The 16,794-nt window shown below is 61.5% G+C and carries 15 protein-coding genes; 9 read left to right on the top strand and 6 right to left on the bottom strand.

What is annotated here, in order from left to right:
- Nucleotides 1–223: 223 nt before the first annotated feature.
- Nucleotides 224–1,774: a murein biosynthesis integral membrane protein MurJ gene (gene murJ / locus BWP39_RS06360; protein ID WP_096717890.1), complete on the top strand. Its 1,551-nt coding sequence runs from the start codon at nucleotides 224–226 to the stop codon at nucleotides 1,772–1,774.
- Entirely contained in the window at nucleotides 1,771–2,628 is an 858-nt protein-coding gene (locus BWP39_RS06355) for a SirB1 family protein (protein ID WP_096717888.1), read from the top strand. The genes murJ and BWP39_RS06355 overlap by 4 nt, the downstream gene beginning before the upstream one ends.
- Before the next feature lie 147 nt (nucleotides 2,629–2,775).
- Here BWP39_RS06355 and BWP39_RS06350 read toward each other — a convergent pair whose 3' ends face one another.
- The 5 genes from BWP39_RS06350 to lpxK form a co-directional block, all read right to left on the bottom strand.
- A complete protein-coding gene (locus BWP39_RS06350) occupies nucleotides 2,776–3,534 on the bottom strand; it encodes a 3-hydroxyacyl-CoA dehydrogenase (protein ID WP_096717886.1) in 759 nt (252 codons plus the stop codon).
- Nucleotides 3,535–3,711: 177 nt separating this feature from the next.
- Entirely contained in the window at nucleotides 3,712–4,374 is a 663-nt protein-coding gene (gene adk, locus BWP39_RS06345; protein WP_096717884.1) for an adenylate kinase, read from the bottom strand.
- Nucleotides 4,375–4,634: 260 nt separating this feature from the next.
- Nucleotides 4,635–5,453, bottom strand: a complete 819-nt coding sequence (kdsB, locus tag BWP39_RS06340) for a 3-deoxy-manno-octulosonate cytidylyltransferase (RefSeq protein ID WP_096717882.1) — start codon at nucleotides 5,451–5,453, stop codon at nucleotides 4,635–4,637.
- A gap of 156 nt (nucleotides 5,454–5,609) precedes the next feature.
- Complete coding sequence (locus BWP39_RS06335) at nucleotides 5,610–5,816, bottom strand: Trm112 family protein (protein ID WP_096717880.1); 207 nt, start codon at nucleotides 5,814–5,816, stop codon at nucleotides 5,610–5,612.
- The gene (lpxK, locus tag BWP39_RS06330) at nucleotides 5,797–6,813 is read right to left on the bottom strand and encodes a tetraacyldisaccharide 4'-kinase (protein ID WP_096717878.1); all 1,017 of its coding nucleotides are present in this window, start codon (nucleotides 6,811–6,813) and stop codon (nucleotides 5,797–5,799) included. The genes BWP39_RS06335 and lpxK overlap by 20 nt, the downstream gene beginning before the upstream one ends.
- A 574-nt stretch (nucleotides 6,814–7,387) precedes the next feature.
- Between lpxK and xseA the strand changes: the two genes are divergently transcribed.
- From xseA to BWP39_RS06300, 6 genes are all read left to right on the top strand, one after another.
- The gene (gene xseA / locus BWP39_RS06325; protein ID WP_096717876.1) at nucleotides 7,388–8,767 is read left to right on the top strand and encodes an exodeoxyribonuclease VII large subunit; all 1,380 of its coding nucleotides are present in this window, start codon (nucleotides 7,388–7,390) and stop codon (nucleotides 8,765–8,767) included.
- 207 nt (nucleotides 8,768–8,974) lie between these two features.
- The gene (gene sodB, locus BWP39_RS06320; protein WP_096717874.1) at nucleotides 8,975–9,553 is read left to right on the top strand and encodes a superoxide dismutase [Fe]; all 579 of its coding nucleotides are present in this window, start codon (nucleotides 8,975–8,977) and stop codon (nucleotides 9,551–9,553) included.
- A 244-nt stretch (nucleotides 9,554–9,797) separates the two neighbouring features.
- Nucleotides 9,798–10,937 (top strand): 2-trimethylaminoethylphosphonate dioxygenase, encoded by a 1,140-nt coding sequence (gene tmpA / locus BWP39_RS06315; protein ID WP_207556614.1) that lies wholly within the window; start codon nucleotides 9,798–9,800, stop codon nucleotides 10,935–10,937.
- Nucleotides 10,937–11,527: a (R)-1-hydroxy-2-trimethylaminoethylphosphonate oxygenase gene (gene tmpB / locus BWP39_RS06310; protein ID WP_096717870.1), complete on the top strand. Its 591-nt coding sequence runs from the start codon at nucleotides 10,937–10,939 to the stop codon at nucleotides 11,525–11,527. Before tmpA ends, tmpB begins: the two co-directional genes overlap by 1 nt.
- A 422-nt stretch (nucleotides 11,528–11,949) precedes the next feature.
- Complete coding sequence (locus BWP39_RS06305; protein WP_207556613.1) at nucleotides 11,950–13,074, top strand: ABC transporter substrate-binding protein; 1,125 nt, start codon at nucleotides 11,950–11,952, stop codon at nucleotides 13,072–13,074.
- Between the two features lie 116 nt (nucleotides 13,075–13,190).
- On the top strand, nucleotides 13,191–14,057 hold the full coding sequence (locus BWP39_RS06300) for a LysR substrate-binding domain-containing protein (RefSeq protein WP_096717868.1): 867 nt from the start codon (nucleotides 13,191–13,193) through the stop codon (nucleotides 14,055–14,057).
- Nucleotides 14,058–14,143: 86 nt separating this feature from the next.
- Here the strand turns inward: BWP39_RS06300 and BWP39_RS06295 are convergent, their stop codons facing one another.
- Nucleotides 14,144–15,454: a lipase family protein gene (locus BWP39_RS06295; protein WP_096718601.1), complete on the bottom strand. Its 1,311-nt coding sequence runs from the start codon at nucleotides 15,452–15,454 to the stop codon at nucleotides 14,144–14,146.
- A gap of 530 nt (nucleotides 15,455–15,984) precedes the next feature.
- On the opposite strand from BWP39_RS06295, the gene BWP39_RS06290 reads away from it, so the two are divergent.
- Nucleotides 15,985–16,590, top strand: a complete 606-nt coding sequence (locus tag BWP39_RS06290; RefSeq protein WP_096717866.1) for a rhomboid family intramembrane serine protease — start codon at nucleotides 15,985–15,987, stop codon at nucleotides 16,588–16,590.
- Nucleotides 16,591–16,794 lie beyond the last annotated feature (204 nt).

The raw sequence follows: 16,794 nt of genomic DNA, 5'->3' as shown, positions 1-16,794 counted from the left end.
TCGAAACCGGCGATTATAGCAACAAAATCAGGCATGTGGCAAACGAAACGGTTGGCCCGCCCAGGCGGGGCGCCGCCGGCCTGAAGGGGGGCGACCGGTGCGTTTCTGGCCCGGCACCGGCGGAAATCCAGTGCCGTCGAACGACTGCAGCGCAAACCGGTCCGAAGCGTTCTATCTGCCGAACGCCCGTTCGGTCCCCCGGCACCCGTATAATAAGCGCCCCATGAATCTATTCCGAGCCCTGCTGACGGTCAGCGGCTTCACGCTGCTGTCGCGCGTGACCGGACTGGCCCGCGAAACGCTGATCGCCCGTGCGTTCGGCGCCAGCCAGTACACCGACGCGTTCTACGTCGCCTTCCGTATTCCCAACCTGCTGCGCCGCATTTCCGCCGAGGGCGCGTTCTCGCAGGCGTTTGTGCCGATTCTGGCCGAGTTCAAGAACCAGCAGGGCCACGACGCGACCAAGGCGCTGGTCGACGCGACGTCGACGGTGCTGGCCTGGGTGCTGGCTGTCCTGTCGGTGCTGGGTATTTTCGGCGCGTCGTTCGTCGTGTTCGTGGTTGCGTCGGGTCTGCGCGCCGACGGCCAGGCCTACCCGCTCGCCGTATCGATGACGCGGATCATGTTTCCGTACATCGTGTTCATTTCGCTGACGTCGCTGGCGTCGGGCGTGCTCAACACCTACAAGAACTTTTCGCTGCCGGCGTTCGCGCCGGTGCTGCTGAACGTCGCGTTCATCGTCGCGGCCGTGTTCGTCGCGCCGCATCTGCAAAAACCGGTCTACGCGCTTGCCTGGGCGGTGATCGCGGGCGGCGTGCTGCAATTCCTCGTGCAGTTGCCGGGATTGAAGAAGATCGACATGCTACCGCGCATCGGCCTGAACCCGCTGAAAGCGCTCGCGCATCGCGGCGTGAAGCGCGTGCTCTCGAAGATGGTGCCGGCGATGTTCGCCGTATCTGTCGCGCAGATCAGCCTGATCATCAACACCAACATCGCCTCGCGCATCGGGCCCGGCGCCGTATCGTGGATCAACTATGCCGACCGGCTGATGGAATTCCCCACGGCGTTGCTTGGCGTCGCACTCGGGACGATCCTGCTACCGAGCCTGTCGAAGGCACACGTCGACGCCGATCCGCACGAATATTCGTCGCTGCTCGACTGGGGCCTGCGTGTGACGTTCCTGCTTGCCGCGCCCAGCGCGGTCGCACTGTTCTTCTTCGCCGAACCGCTCACCGCGACGCTGTTTCACTACGGCAAGTTCGACGCCAACGCCGTCGTGATGGTCGGCCGCGCGCTGTCGGCCTACGGTGTCGGGCTGATCGGGCTGATCCTCATCAAGATTCTCGCGCCTGGCTTCTATGCGAAGCAGGACATCAAGACGCCGGTGAAAATCGCCGTCGCCGTGCTGATCGCGACGCAGATCAGCAACTACATCTTCGTGCCGATCTTCGCGCACGCGGGCCTCACGCTCAGCATCGGCCTCGGTTCGTGCATGAACGCGGGCTTGCTGTTCTTCATGCTGCGCCGCCGCGGTATCTATATGCCGTCGCGCGGCTGGACGGTGTTCTTCGCGCAACTGATCGGCGCCTGTCTCGTGCTGGCCGGGACGATGCACTGGTTCGCGATCAATTTCGACTGGATTGGCCTGCACTCAGAGCCGCTCGCGCGGATCGCGCTGCTCGGTGCGTGCCTCGTGCTGTTCGCGGCGCTATATTTCGGTATGCTCTGGCTCATGGGCTTCAAGTACGCGTATTTCAGAAGGCGAGCGAAGTGATCACGACGACGCGGGTTCTCGATTATTTCAGCACACTCGTCGCGGAGGACGACAGTCTGCCGCTGACCGAAGCGGCGCTGTCGCTGGCCCAGGACGCTTATCCCGACGTCGATCTGCAGGGCATCCTCGCCGAAATCGACGAACTCGCGGTCCGTCTTAAACGCCGCATGCCGGACGATGCCGATATCAAGCAGCGCGTCGGCATCCTGAACCGGTTCTTCTTTCGCGAGCTGGGTTTCGCGAGCAATCTGAACGACTACTACGATCCCGACAACAGCCACCTGAACATGGTGCTCAAGCGTCGGCGCGGTGTGCCGATCTCGCTTGCGGTGCTGTATCTGGAGATGGCGGAGCAGGTCGGTATCCCGGCCCGCGGCGTATCGTTCCCCGGGCATTTCCTGCTGCGCATCACGATGCCGGATGGAGAAATGATGCTCGATCCGACCTCGGGCCATTCGCTGAGCGAGTCGGAGATGGTCGACATGCTCGAGCCTTATGTGGCGAAGGCGGGCGAATCGGTGGGCCGGGCGCTGCGCTTGCTGTTGCAACCGGCAACGCGTCGCGAGATCGTCGCGCGCATGCTGCGCAACCTGAAGTCGACGTATCTGCAGACCGAACGGTGGCAGCGGTTGCTCGCCGTCCAGCAGCGGCTCGTCATCTTGCTGCCAGGCAGCATCGAGGAAGTGCGCGACCGCGGCTTCGCGTATGCGCGGCTCGATTATCTGCGGCCGGCACTCGAAGACCTCGAACATTACCTGGAAGATCGGCCGGACGCGGAGGATGCGACGGTGGTCGAAGCGCAACTGCACGAACTGCGGCAACGTACCCAGCAACAGCACAACGACCGCGACTGACGCGTAGCGAACGGCACGTTATTCGGGTGCGGTAAAAGAAACGCCAGCGATATGCATCGCTGGCGTTTTTTATTGCCTGGGGGCCCCGATGGGCAACGCGCCGCGCCGCGCTGCGCCCAAAAAGCAACGCTACGAGTACGCGCCCGATTACTTCGGCTGCATCCGGATCGCGCCGTCGAGGCGGATCACTTCGCCGTTCAGCATCGGATTATCGAAGATCTGCTTGACCAGCATCGCGTATTCGTCGGGTTTGCCGAGACGCGAAGGGAACGGCACCATCGCGCCGAGCGCATCCTGCACTTCCTGCGGCATGCCGAGCAGCATCGGCGTTTCGAAGATGCCCGGGGCGATCGTCATCACGCGGATCGCGTTGCGCGCGAGATCGCGTGCGAGCGGCAGCGTCATACCCGCCACACCCGCCTTCGATGCCGCATACGCCGCCTGACCGATCTGCCCGTCGAATGCCGCCACCGATGCCGTGTTCACCACCACACCGCGCTCACCGTTCGCGTTCGGTTCGTTCTTCGACATCGCCGCAGCCGCGAGCCGCGTCGTGTTGAACGTGCCGATCAGGTTGATCGCGATGGTGCGCGAGAACGAGTCGAGCGGATGCGGACCGTCCTTGCCGACCGTCTTCACTGCCGGTGCAACACCCGCGCAATTGACGAGGCCGCGCAACGTGCCGAGCTTCGTCGCGGCATCGACAGCCTGGATCGCGTCGTCTTCGCGGCTCACGTCGCATTTGACGAACACACCGCCGAGTTCCTGGGCGAGCGCGGTGCCCGCCGCTTCGTTCAGATCGGCGAGTACGACCTTGCCGCCCTGTCCGGCGAACAGGCGCGCCGTTGCCGCGCCGAGACCCGATGCACCGCCGGTGATCAGGAATACGTTGTCACGAATCTCCATCTTGCTCTCTCCTTTGTATATGCCTCATGGGCAGTCGTATGAGGGGGCTCGTGGCCTGCTGCCGGCATGCGGCAGCGACGTTTGCCGTGACCTCACACCAGCACCTCAAAGAAAAAACGCCGCGGGCACGAAGCCGGCGGCGCACGCGCGACAGCCGCCCGATGCGCGGCCGTCGCGTTATTTCAGCGCGTCGAAGACGCGCGTACGGATGTCGTCGACACTGCCGAGCCCGGAGATCCGGCGATACGCCGGCGCCTTCAGGCCGTTCTCTGTGCCGCGCTGCGCCCAGCCGTTGTAGTAGTCGACCAGCGGGCGGGTTTGCGCGACGTACACGTCGAGCCGCTTGCGCACGGTCTCTTCCTTGTCGTCCTCGCGCTGGATCAGCGGTTCGCCGGTAATGTCGTCGACGTTCTCGACTTTCGGCGGATTGAACTTGATGTGATACGTGCGGCCTGACGCCGCATGCGAGCGACGTCCGCTCATACGCACGATGATCTCGTCGAACGGCACGTCGATTTCGAGCACGTAGTCGATCGCGACACCCGCCTCTTTCATCGCTTCGGCTTGCCGCAACGTGCGCGGAAAACCGTCAAACAGATAGCCGTTCACGCAGTCCGGCGCAAGCAGACGTTCCTTGACGAGATTGATGATGAGTTCGTCCGACACGAGTTCGCCGGCGTCCATGAAGCGTTTCGCTTCGACGCCGAGCGGCGAACCGGCTTTCACTGCGGCGCGCAACATGTCGCCGGTGGAAATTTGCGGAATGCCGAATTTTTCCTTGATGAAGGTGGCCTGGGTTCCCTTGCCCGCACCGGGAGCGCCCAACAGGATCAAACGCATTTGATATCTCCAGATCTATGTGAATTCTGTGCGGCTTATCGCTTGACCAGCCTGAGCGTATCTGCTCGTTTTGTTCGTGAATTGCGGGGCCAGCGGCATCGAGCCTTTATCGAACTTTGATCGAATCGTTAACGGCACGTCTCGCGCAGCACGCATCGTTTCGTGTGAAACGGGCGGCGCTGCAAGACGGGGCACGGTACAGCAGGCAGTACGAAAGCCGAACGAACGACGATTACCGGATGGGTCGCGCAACCGCCCGATTATGCCATGGGTTTTTCGGCGCTCGAGGCGAATAGCTCGCGTACGCGGGCCAGGTCGGCCGGGGTGTCGACGCCCGGCAGCGGTACGTCCTGCGTGATCAGCACCGCGATCCGTTCGCCGTGCCACATCGCGCGCAACTGTTCGAGCGCTTCGACCTGTTCGATCGGCGACAGTGTGAGCGACGGGTAGGTACGCAGGAATTTCGCGCGATACGCATACAACCCGATATGCCGGTAGACGACAGCAGGTGCGGGTGGTGCGGGCATGGCCGAGAGATCGGGCCAGTGCGATTGCCACGCGTCGCGTGCCCACGGGATCGGTGCGCGCGAGAAGTACAGCGCCACGCCACGCGCATCGGGTACGACCTTGACGACGTGGGGGCTGAAGATGTCAGCGGGGTCGTGAATCGGATGAGCGGCCGTGGCGATTGCACAGCCATCGCTGGCGGCGAGATGCGACGCCACACCGCGCACCAGTGCGGGATCGATCAGCGGTTCGTCGCCCTGCACGTTGACGATGATCGTGTCGTCGCTCCAGCCGAACCGCGTCGCGACTTCCGCGAGACGATCGGTGCCGGACGGATGATCGGCGCGCGTGAGTACCGCTTCGATGCCGTGCGCATACGCGGCGTCGAGTACTTCTTGCGCGTCGGATGCGATCAGCACCTGCTGCGCGCCCGCTTCGCGCGCGCGTTCGGCCACGCGTACGACCATCGGTTTACCGCCGATGTCCGCGAGCGGCTTGTTGGGCAGACGTGTCGACGCGAGTCGCGCGGGGACGACGGCAATGAAGGGTGGCACAGAGGTAGCGTGGGTCATCGCGAGGAGGGCGGCAAAAAGAACCGGAAACGGAAGCCGCGGAAACCGTGGGGAATGCAGCGGCTGGATGGCGGAATGCTATGCCGGCAGGCGGGTGTGAGATTGTCGATGTGAGGCCAGTGCAGCCTCACATCGGCGGCCGGCGATCGTTGCTGCTCAGGTGCCCGTGCCCGGATGAAGCGGCTCGACCGGCGTACCTTCGACGGTCTGACGCGCTTCGTCGACGAGCATCACCGGGATGCCATCGCGGATCGGATAGGCGAGCTTGTCGGCGTGGCAAACAAGCTCCTGCGCGGCACGATCGTAGCTGAGCGGGCCCTTGCAGATCGGGCAGACAAGAATTTCAAGCAGGCGAGCGTCCACGGAGTTTCTCCACAACCAGAGCGATGAGGCGATGATCGAGCGCGGCTTCGACTGGGACAACCCAGATCCGCGCATCGCGCCAGGCTGCCAATTTTACCGCATCCTTTTCGGTGATCAGGATTGAGTCGGCATCGGCGTCGACGAACGGGTTACTGCTGAACGCATAGTGATCGGGCAGCGCGCGCGTGGCGGGTGTGAGACCGGCGGCCCGCAGCGTCGCGAAGAAGCGCTCGGGTGAGCCGATTCCCGCGGCGGCCAGCACGCGGTTGCCGGTGAACTGCGCGAGCGGCCGGCGCAGTTCGGGACTGTCGAGATGCCATGCATCGCCGGGTGTGAGCACGAGCGGCCACGTATTCGGCCACGGCGGCAACGCGCGTTCGTACGGATTGTTGATCAGCGTCGCATCGCGTTTGCGCGACAACGGCTCGCGCAGCGGACCGGCGGGCAACAGGAAGCCATTGCCGCCCAGCCGGTGATCGAAGACGACCAGCTCGACATCGCGGGCGAGACGATAGTGCTGCAGGCCGTCGTCGCTGACGATCACATCGACGTCGGGGTGTGCCGTGCACAGCGCCTGCGCGGCCGCGACGCGGTCGGGACAGACCCACACAGGCGCACCGGTGCGGCGGGCGATCAATAGGGGTTCATCGCCGGCATCGGTGGCGAGCGACGCCGGAGTGACCTGCGTCGGTTCCTTGATTCTCGCGCCGTAGCCGCGCGACACGACACCGGGCACAAAGCCGGCGGCACGCAGTGCATCGACGAGCGCGATCACGGTCGGCGTCTTGCCGGTTCCGCCCACGGTGACGTTGCCAACCACGACGACCGGCACGCCGACGCGCACCGCTTTGCGCCAGCCAAGCGAGAACGTCGCACGTCGTGCGCCGGCAATCGCGCCGAACAGACAGGCGAACGGTGTGAGCGCCCAGGCGAGCGGGCCGCGCTGTTGCCATTCGCGCGCGAGGCGCGCTTCGATGCGGGCTTTCAATCCGCTCATCGAGAGGCAGACGGGAGCAGGGCGATGTGCGGCACACACATCGCGGGCATGGATGACGCGATCCACAGATAAGACATCGACGCGATTCTCCAGGCAGTCAGGATGAAAAAAGACGCAAGCGGTTTGCTACGAAAAGCGCGGACGCCACACGTGTTGCATGCCACCCGCCCGGCATCCGCGTGGAACGCCCGGGACCCGGCACTCTAGCGCGCGGGCGTCGTATGCGGCAAGTCGCATGGGCCGGGTCGCCGCCACGGTTTTGCGTTGAGCACACGCAGCCTGCCTGTGGATAACTTTGTGGAGAAGTTGCCCTGTGACGCCCGGGGAAGGCCGCGCAGAAAGCCCCGGATCGACTTCAATGCATCATGGATAGATAAAAAACCCATGCAAATCAAATAGATGCCACGAACTCATGAGCCTTTGCGCGGTGTCGGGTCCGCGCTTTGCGCAGCTGGTTGGCCGTGTGGACACTTGCGGCATTTTATGCGGCAGGGCTGGACGGCGCGGGCCGCCCGGACTATCGTCTGTCGGCTGTCCGAGTGCTCCTTTGGCTTTTCCTCTGATTATTCCTCGCATGAATTCCGATAGTTCCTTTTCATCGTCGCTGCCCACCGGCGGCGATGCGGTCGTGCCGGTGTCGATGCTCAACCGAGCGATCGGCACGATGCTCGAACGCTCGTTTCCGCTCGTCTGGGTGTCAGGCGAAGTGTCGAATTTCACGCGCGCCGCGAGTGGCCACTGGTACTTCTCGATCAAGGATGCCCAGGCGCAGATGCGCTGCGTGATGTTCCGCGGCCGCGCACAGCACGCCGAATTCACGCCGCGCGAAGGGGACCGCATCGAAGTCCGCGCGCTCGTCACGATGTACGAACCGCGCGGCGAACTGCAACTGAACGTGGAGGCCGTGCGCCGCACAGGGCAGGGGCGGCTTTACGAAGCGTTCCTGCGTCTGAAGGCGCAGCTCGAGGCGGAAGGGCTCTTCGATGCCAGCCGCAAGCGCGCGCTGCCTGCGCATCCGCGCGCGATCGGTATCGTCACGTCGCTGCAGGCCGCCGCCTTGCGCGACGTGCTGACGACGCTCACACGTCGCGCGCCGCATGTGCCGGTGATCGTTTATCCCGCGCCGGTGCAGGGCGTGGGAGCGAGTGCGAAGCTGGCATCGATGGTCGAGGCAGCGAACGCGCGGCGCGAGGTGGACGTGTTGATCGTCTGTCGCGGCGGTGGTTCGATTGAAGACCTGTGGGCATTCAACGAAGAAGTGCTGGCGCGTGCGATTGCCGCGAGCGAACTGCCGGTGGTGAGCGGCGTCGGGCACGAAACCGATTTCACGATCGCCGATTTCGCCGCCGATCTGCGCGCCCCGACGCCGACCGGTGCCGCCGAACTCGTCAGCCCACAGCGTGCGCTCATGTTGCGCGATCTCGGTCAGCGGCATGAGGCGCTGGCACGCAGCTTCGATCGCATGATGGAGCGCCGGGCGCAACAACTCGACTGGTTGTCGCGCCGACTCGTGTCGCCGGCGGAACGGCTCGCGCGGCAGCGCGCACATCTGCAGCAACTCGGGGTACGTCTCGCTTCGGCAGGCGCGCGGCCGGTGCGCGATGCACAAGCGCGTTTTGCGCTGCTGCAGATGCGCTGGCAACGCTGGCGTCCCGATACGGCCACGCATCGCGCGACGCTGCAACGGCTTGCACAGCGGCTCGACGATGCATTGTTACGGCAGCATGAACGGCACACGGCACGCGTGACCACACTCGCTGCGCGGCTTGATGTGCTGAGCCCGCAACGCACGCTCGAGCGCGGTTACGCGGCGCTGCTCGACGGGCAAAGCGGACAGGCTGTGCGTAAGCCGTCGGCGCTAAAGCCCGGCCGGCGGTTCACGGTGCATCTTGCCGACGGTACAGCTGACATAGCGCTCGCCGATGTGCAGCCACGTCTTACCGATGGTTTCTAACGACGCTTTCATCCACCGTACTTTTGACCTTGGCGTGTCGCTGCGCGGGCGCTTATTACGTCGCTCGCGCGGCACGTTCCGTGCTGCATCCGTGCGATGCCGATCATAAAGGCCGCTGGTTTGCGGGGTTATTCCAACTCGCCTACAATCGAGTGCTCTACAGCGTCACCCGCGAACTCCCCCACAAACAGATAGAAGGAAAGCACCATGTCATTTACCCTCCCGGAACTTCCTTACGCGAAGGACGCCCTGGCGCCGTTCATCTCTGTGGAAACGATTGATTTCCACTACGGTAAGCATCATCAGACCTATGTGACCAACCTGAACAATCTGATTCCGGGCACGGAGTTCGAGAACCTGTCGCTTGAAGAGATCGTGAAGAAGTCGTCGGGCGGCATCTTCAACAACTCGGCACAGATCTGGAATCACACGTTCTTCTGGAACAGCCTGTCGCCGCAAGGTGGTGGCGCACCGTCGGGCGCGCTGGGCGATGCGATCAATGCCAAGTGGGGTTCCTACGACGCGTTCAAGGAAGCGTTCACGAAGACCGCCATCGGCACGTTCGGTTCGGGTTGGGCATGGCTCGTGAAGAAGGCAGACGGTTCGCTCGACCTGGTGTCGACGAGCAATGCCGCTACGCCGCTCACCACCGACGCAAAAGCACTGCTGACGATCGACGTATGGGAGCACGCGTACTACATCGACTATCGCAATGCGCGTCCGAAGTTCGTCGAGGCGTTCTGGAACATCGTGAACTGGGACTTTGCAGCGAAGAATTTTGCGTAAGCAGGGTGCGGTTGTAGCGTGACGGTGTAGCGCTCGAACGTGCAATAAAAGCTGGACAGGCAGTAAGAACGGAAGCCCTCATTCGTGAGGGCTTTCTGCTTTCTGGCGCTCGCGTTATTTGTTGTTGTTTGTTGTCCACGAGCCATAACCATTTCGGGGTCTCGTCCCCAAGATCGATTGTTTGTCGCTGGATCGGAACGGGTATGAAATACGGCCTGTGATGACTCAAACGACGGGCAAAAACGTGGAAACGACGAGCATTCTGGACGACGGGAAAGCGCTAGCCGTGAGGTTTAGCGACGGCATCGAGCGGCGCTTTCACGCCATGTGGCTGCGCGACAACGCAAGCGATGCATCGACCCGGGCGCAGGGCAACGGTCAGCGGCTGATTACGCTCGGCGATATTTCGCCGGACACACGGGTTGCCTCCGCTTCGATTGACGGGAAGACCGTCTGGGTGACCTTCCGGCCCGGCAACCAGGAGATCGCTTACGACATCCCGTGGCTCGCTGCACATGCGTACGACGGGCTGCGTCCCCAGGCACCGGGTTGGACCGCAACGGAAATCGAAACGTGGGACGCAGGCCTCGCCCAGAACGTTCCGTGCGCCGATTTCACGGCGGTTAGCCGCAGCGAGGACGCACTCGGCGACTGGCTCTACGATATGCGCCGTTACGGTTTTGCCAAGCTGTCGGGCGGCCCCGTGAAACCCGCTGCGCTTCTCGAAGTCGTCGATCTGTTCGGCTACGTCCGCGAAACCAACTACGGCAAGATCTTTGAGGTGCGGACCGAAGTTAACCCGAACAATCTCGCGTTCACGGGGCTCGGTTTGCAGGCGCATACCGACAACCCTTATCGAGATCCGGTGCCGACGCTACAGGTGCTCTACTGCCTCGAAAACTCGGCGACCGGCGGCGAGAACATGGTGGTGGACGGATTTCGCGTGGCTGAGCGTTTGCAGCAGGAAAGCCCGCGAGGTTTCGATCTGCTGACGCGCTACTGCGCACGCTTCGAATACATCGGCAGTGCCGGTGTTCATTTGCGCTCGCGTCGTCCGATGATCGAGTTGATGCCCGATGGCGAACTCGTCGGGGTGCGGTTCAACAACCGGTCGGCCAGCGCCATCGTCGATGTGCCTTATGACGACATGGACGACTACTACCGCGCGTATCGCCGGATGGGCGAACTGATCGACTCACCTGATATGCAGGTGGCTTTCAAGCTCCAGCCCGGCGAGTCATTCATCGTCGATAACACACGTGTTCTGCATGCGCGTCGCGGCTATTCGGGCGAGGGCTCCCGCTGGCTGCAGGGATGCTATGCGGACAAGGACGGGTTGCTGTCGAAGCTGGCCGTCATCGAGAAACAACGGGAGCACGCGTGATGACGACTCCGATCAAACCGACACTGGATGCCGACAACATCGTTGCGTTTATCGGCGATATTTTTGCGCGACGCGGTGGCGAGGAATACCTCGGTGAAGGTGTGACGATGGCCGAGCATATGCTCCAGGCCGCGCATCTCGTCGAACAGAACGGCGAAAGCGATACGGTGATCGTGGCGGCGCTGCTGCACGACATCGGTCATTTCACCAGCGAATTCGGTGCGTTCTCGATGAGCGACACGCAGGACAACTATCACGATGCGGCTGGCGCAGTCGTGGTCGAGCAATTCTTTCCTCGCGTCGTGACCGATTGCGTTCGTCTGCATGTCGCCGCGAAGCGCTATCTCTGTGCCGTCGATCCCGGTTACTTCGCGAAACTGTCGCCAGCATCCGTGCATTCGCTGCGGCTTCAGGGCGGTCCGATGACGGATGAGCAGGTAGCACGCTTTAGCCAGAACCCGAATCTCGAGGATGTGATCAAGGTTCGCCTGGCGGACGATGCGGGGAAAGTCACTGGTGCGAGCACACCCGACTTCGCGTACTACGCGCCGTTGGTGCAACGGATCGTGGACGCGCATTGTATGAGGTGAACGCGGCCGGTGGTGGAAGATAAAACCCAATTGATTTCGTTTAATTCGGAGTCAATTGGGTAATTTCGTTTATATCAATTGATTGTAAAAATAATAATGATAATTAGCGCAATGTCATTGATTTGACACGGGGAATAAATAATATTCTTGTTGCTCGATGTAAATGCCGGGATGTTTATTGAAATTCTTTGAAGCATGAATTTTTCTGTGTTCTATTGGTGCTGATCCCGCGTGCTGTAGAGGCTTCGCAGCGAATACATGTCGAACATTCTGGCGCTTCGATCGCGGTCGTTCTGCTGGAGACACAGGGCACTGGGGCGCCGCTTTCATCGGATATTTTTTATCGAATAGTCAGATGGCCGACAGGCTCTTGCTCATCCGTTGCATTTGTACCTATCTAATGTCAATCCCGGAGAAAAATCATGAAAATCTATTGGATGAATTACCTGAAACTGGCTGCTGCGAGTCTTCCGGCATTGGGCGTAGCGAATCTGCTAGGTATGAGTGCGGCGTGGGCCGAACCTTCCGCACAGTTGATCGCTGCCGCAAAGGCAGAAGGCCAGCTGACCTTGATGGGACTGCCGCGTGACTGGTGCAACTACGGCCAGCTGGTCGACGATTTCAAGGCGAAGTACGGTCTCAACGTCAGCGTGCTGAATCCGGACGCAGGGTCGGGCGACGAAGTCGAAGCGATCCGCGCGAACAAAGGCAACAAAGGTCCGCAAGCGCCGGACGCCATCGATGTCGGCCTGTCCTTCGCACCCAAAGCGAAAGCGGAGGGTCTGCTCGCACCGTACAAGGTGGCGACGTGGAACACCATCCCCACCGAGGCAAAGGATGCCGATGGCTACTGGTACGGCGACTACTACGGCGTGCTCTCGTTTGAGGTGAACGCCGATCTCGTCAGCAAGATTCCCACTGACTGGGCCGATCTGCAGAAGTCCGACTACGCCAGTTCAATATCGCTGGCAGGCGATGCGCGCGTGTCCAATCAAGCGATTCTGGGCGTATTCGCTGCGGGCCTGTCGCGCGCGCACGGCGACGTCGCAAAGGCCGGCGATGCAGGCCTGCAATACTTCGCGGAGTTGAACAAATCCGGCAACTTCGTCCCCGTGATCGGCAAGGAATCAACACTCGCGCAAGGCACGACGCCAATCCTGATTCGCTGGGACTACAACGCGCTCGCCGATCGGGACTCGCTGAAGGGCAATCCGAAAGTGCAGGTCGTCGTGCCGAAGACCGGCGTGGTTGCCGGCATGTATGCGCAAGCGATCAGCGCGTATGCACCGCATCAGAATGCCGCGAAGCTCTGGATGGAATACCTCTATTCCGACAAGGGCCAGTTGACGTGGTTGAGTGGCTATTGCCATCCGATTCGTTTCAAGGATCTGACGACAACCCACAAGATTCCCGCCGATATGATGGCGAAACTGCCGCCCGCGGCTGCTTATGAGAAGGCGGTATTTCCGACCCTCGACCAGCAGGACGCATTCAATGCGGTCATCACGAAGCGCTGGGATCAGGTCGTCGGCGCGAACATCAAGTAACGTTGCGAACCCGTGGCGGCGATGCGTCGGATCTATCCTCGATAGCACCGTTCGGCGCAAACGATCTTTTCATGTAACGTACCGGGCTAACACGACTTCACGGTTGCGAGCCACTCATGAACAAGCCGACTACGGGTCTTCCGCCTCTGGAATGGGTTCGCGTGTTCGAGGCGGCCGGACGCCTTGGAAGCTTTACGGCGGCGGCGAACGAACTCGGTTTGACACAGGCGGCCGTCAGTCAGCGCATCAAGAATCTCGAGGCGCGGCTCGACGCGCCGTTGTTCGACCGGCGGGCTCGCGGGGTTGTGCTGTCGATGCAAGGCGAGGCGTGGCTGCCGCACATCCAGGCGGCGTTCGGTCAGTTGCTGGGCAGCACCGTCAATCTGTTCGAGTCGCCGCGGCAGAAAATTACCATCGCGGCTTCTGCGTCGGTGATCGCGCTTTGGGTCGCGCCGCGGTTGCCAGCGATCGCCGCTGCACTGCCCAATGTCCAGCTGACGTTTGAAACCGTGCAGCGGCTGCCCGACTATGGCCCGGCGGAGGCGGACTTCGAGATTCGTTTCGGCGACGGCGTGTGGCCCGAACGTCGGGCGAAGCGTCTCTTCAGGGAGGAACTTGCGCCGCTTGCTGCTCCGGCGCTGAGCGGAAAGAAAAAACGCGGCTGGGAACATCTACCGCTTATCGCGACTTCGGGACCGAGAGTGGGCTGGCGCGACTGGTGTGCAGTCAACGGAACACAGTTGCCTGCCGTGCCGTCGTTGCGATTCGATACGTTCGTGCTGGCATTGCATGCAGCTGAGGCCGGTGCGGGCGTACTGCTCGGCTCACTGCCGCTGTGTCAGCAGGCGCTCGCGGCCGGTCGCCTCAAGCGCCTGACGACGAACGCACTCGCGATGGACAGCACCTACTGGATCACCTGGCCCGCAACCATGCCCGACTATGCGGAGCATCGGACGTTGATCGATTGTCTGACTGAAGCGTAGTGGCATGCGTCTCGAGGCCATCGGCATCGCGCCGATGGCCTCGAGCAACGCAAGTCGACCTCTTGCGTGAATGCGTCAGCTAACGCCTAGTGAACCGTCTCCGGCGCCAGTGAGCTGCTTGGCAGCAGGCTCGTGAGCCAGCAGTTACTCGGCGCCGTTTTCCCCGCGAAACGATCGTACAGCCACGGCAACATGCCCACTGCCCACGCGGCCGCGGTAGCCGCGTGTTCGAGCGGGTATTCGGTGTACACGACAGACGTGCCGCTCGCGCAGAACTTTTGCGCCAGCGCGCGCACATCGGTGGCAAGCATCACGCCGTCGCCGAACTGCAAGGGATTGGAACCGTTGAGGATGCCCAGATAACCCTGGCTGATGTACATCGGAACCGTCGGCGATCCAGCTAGCCCGGCATTCACCACGTTGGCGTACTTCACGTAGGCCGGAATGCTGTTGATGTCATTCGCGTACTGCGGCTTGAGCAACGTAGCCCACTGCAGTCCCAGGTACTTCGGCAGGATGTAGGCCAGCGACTGATTCTGGATGTCGTTGAACACCGCGACCCCCTGATCGTTCAGGTACGGCGTGAAGTCGATGTTGTACGCGCGCCCCAGACCGACGAGCGCTGCCGGCGCAACGCCGCCCCAGACTATGCTGCCATTCACATAGTGCAGGTTGTGAGCGGGATCGACGAGCACTCCGCCTTCGGCAGCACCGACGAGCAGCTTGTTGATATCAGGCGCGTAGGTCGGCGCAAGTTGCGCGGCCCAGTTGGTGGCGATCGCGCCACCCGAATAGCCGATGATTGCCACTTTCGTGGTGGGGCTCAGGCCAGTGGAAGGTGTGTTGATCGCAGCGCGAATCGAATCGAGCGTCGTCATGCCATATTCGGGGCCGGCTGCGAAGTCCGCGGTCTGACCTTCGCTATCGGGCACGATGAGGTTGTACCCGAGCTGCAGCAGCAGGGCGAGCGGAATGGATTCCGCACTGTAGATGAAGCTCCCCAGGTTGATGATCTTGCTGATGTCCTGATCTCCGGCGATAACCTTCGACGGTTCATCGTAGGGATTCAACGAGTCGTAGGCCGACTGATAGGAGATCGCCTGGCCATTGCTGGCAGGACTCTGGATGATCGAAGTCACATTGACCACGGGCTGGTTCAGCGCATTGTTCGTGCGGTAAAGCAGTTGCTGCGCGGTCACCGCAGTCGCGATTCCTGCGACGTGGTAAGGCACGGTCCGCGTCTTGAGCACGGTGCCCAGGGGGATCGAAGATAGCGGTGTGCTGCCGGTGTAGGTATAGAACGGATCGGTTGCAGCGACGGTAACCGGCGCAGCGGCCGCCAGCGTGGTTGTGACCGCTGCTGCAACGGCTGCGAGTAAGCGAAGTTTCAGGCCCATACGAAGACTCTCCTGGACGGAGCCGGCGATCTTTTTACGGTCCGCTTCCATGCATCCAATATCGCGATAGCTTGGGCACGGGCGTCGCCGACATAAGCAGGCCGATCCGGGAAGCCGGAGATAACCTGCTGGATTGGGTGTACTCGGGGATGTACTCAGTGGTGCTGCGGGGCACCGTACTTATCGCGTCAGAATCTGGGTAGAACCATCGCTTGTCTCCTCGTAGTTTTGGAATCCTATTTATCACGCATATTTAATATTTCATGACCAGTACTGGCTCACTCATTTAAGCACATAGAGCCGGTTTTTACCGCTGTTTGGAGCTAAAAGCCTAATTGAACAAGAAGTGAGTTTTGAGATGCCGGGTGTTATCACATCGCGGTGTTAGCGACGTCATAGTGGGAAGAATTTTCAGGTGCTCTGGCTTGCCGTCGCGTACTGCTGGAAAAGGGTTTTGTGAGTATTATCTGGCGCAGAGATTTCAACAGAACACCGGTAATGAAACACAGAATATTCAGGACCATCGAGCCATGACGAGAGTCACAGCAACCAGTTCGAACGCACCCGGTTCCATTGCCTCGCTCAAACCGCGTGTGGTACTCCTTGTCTGCTTTGTCGGCTCCATGTGGATAGTCTGGGCGGTCTCGGCGGCTTTGCCGTTCCTGAACCTGGCACAGTATGGTGTCGTGCCTCGCACATTCCGCGGCCTTGTCGGCATTCTGTTTGCACCGTGGTTGCATGCCAACCTCGCGCACCTGATGGCAAACACGGGCGCGCTCGTCGTGCTCGGCTGGCTTTGTATGTGGCCGCGCATCGCCGGGTTCTGGTTCGCAACGCTGGCCGGCATGCTCGGTGCCGGCGCGACTGCGTGGCTGCTTGGTGCACCGGACACCGTGCATATCGGCGCGAGCGGTGTGGTGTTCGGTTACGCCGGGTATCTCGTCGCGCGAGGGTGGTACACGCACAGCGTTCTCTCCATCGTGGTGGCGCTGTTTGTCGCGGGCAGTTATGGCCTTAGCGTGCTGTCCGGCGTGTTACCGCTCGTGCCGGGCATTTCCTGGCAGAGCCATCTCGGCGGAGCGCTAGGCGGCATTCTCGCGGCTCGCGTCGCTGCGCGAGCGCAGCGAACCGGCTGACAGCAAGCCAGCGTAAAACCATAAATAATAAATCAGTAATCCACATTTATTGAACAACAGGGAAACATAAATCGATCCTGAGCGCACGCATTGAGCGAACGAAAATATCGAGACACAGCCTCGCGATAAAAGATTCGTTTAACTAATTTAAATCGAAAAAACGACCTGAATATCGCGCAAGTCGACCGCGAATAATCCCACTAT

The sequence above is a fragment of the Paraburkholderia acidicola genome, assembly GCF_002362315.1.
Taxonomy (GTDB): Bacteria; Pseudomonadota; Gammaproteobacteria; order Burkholderiales; family Burkholderiaceae; genus Paraburkholderia; species Paraburkholderia acidicola.
Note: the sequence above shows the minus strand (reverse complement) of the source record. Positions and strands in the feature narration are given on the sequence as shown.

Bases quoted from the DNA above. Each gene is read 5' to 3' on its own strand.
- murJ (WP_096717890.1), top strand. From the start codon at position 224: ATGAATCTATTCCGAGCCCTGCTGACGGTCAGCGGCTTCACGCTGCTG.
- BWP39_RS06350 (WP_096717886.1), bottom strand. From the start codon at position 3,534: ATGGAGATTCGTGACAACGTATTCCTGATCACCGGCGGTGCATCGGGT.
- adk (WP_096717884.1), bottom strand. From the start codon at position 4,374: ATGCGTTTGATCCTGTTGGGCGCTCCCGGTGCGGGCAAGGGAACCCAG.
- kdsB (WP_096717882.1), bottom strand. From the start codon at position 5,453: ATGACCCACGCTACCTCTGTGCCACCCTTCATTGCCGTCGTCCCCGCG.
- lpxK (WP_096717878.1), bottom strand. From the start codon at position 6,813: ATGAGCGGATTGAAAGCCCGCATCGAAGCGCGCCTCGCGCGCGAATGG.
- xseA (WP_096717876.1), top strand. From the start codon at position 7,388: ATGAATTCCGATAGTTCCTTTTCATCGTCGCTGCCCACCGGCGGCGAT.
- sodB (WP_096717874.1), top strand. From the start codon at position 8,975: ATGTCATTTACCCTCCCGGAACTTCCTTACGCGAAGGACGCCCTGGCG.
- tmpB (WP_096717870.1), top strand. From the start codon at position 10,937: ATGACGACTCCGATCAAACCGACACTGGATGCCGACAACATCGTTGCG.
- BWP39_RS06305 (WP_207556613.1), top strand. From the start codon at position 11,950: ATGAAAATCTATTGGATGAATTACCTGAAACTGGCTGCTGCGAGTCTT.
- BWP39_RS06300 (WP_096717868.1), top strand. From the start codon at position 13,191: ATGAACAAGCCGACTACGGGTCTTCCGCCTCTGGAATGGGTTCGCGTG.
- BWP39_RS06295 (WP_096718601.1), bottom strand. From the start codon at position 15,454: ATGGGCCTGAAACTTCGCTTACTCGCAGCCGTTGCAGCAGCGGTCACA.
- BWP39_RS06290 (WP_096717866.1), top strand. From the start codon at position 15,985: ATGACGAGAGTCACAGCAACCAGTTCGAACGCACCCGGTTCCATTGCC.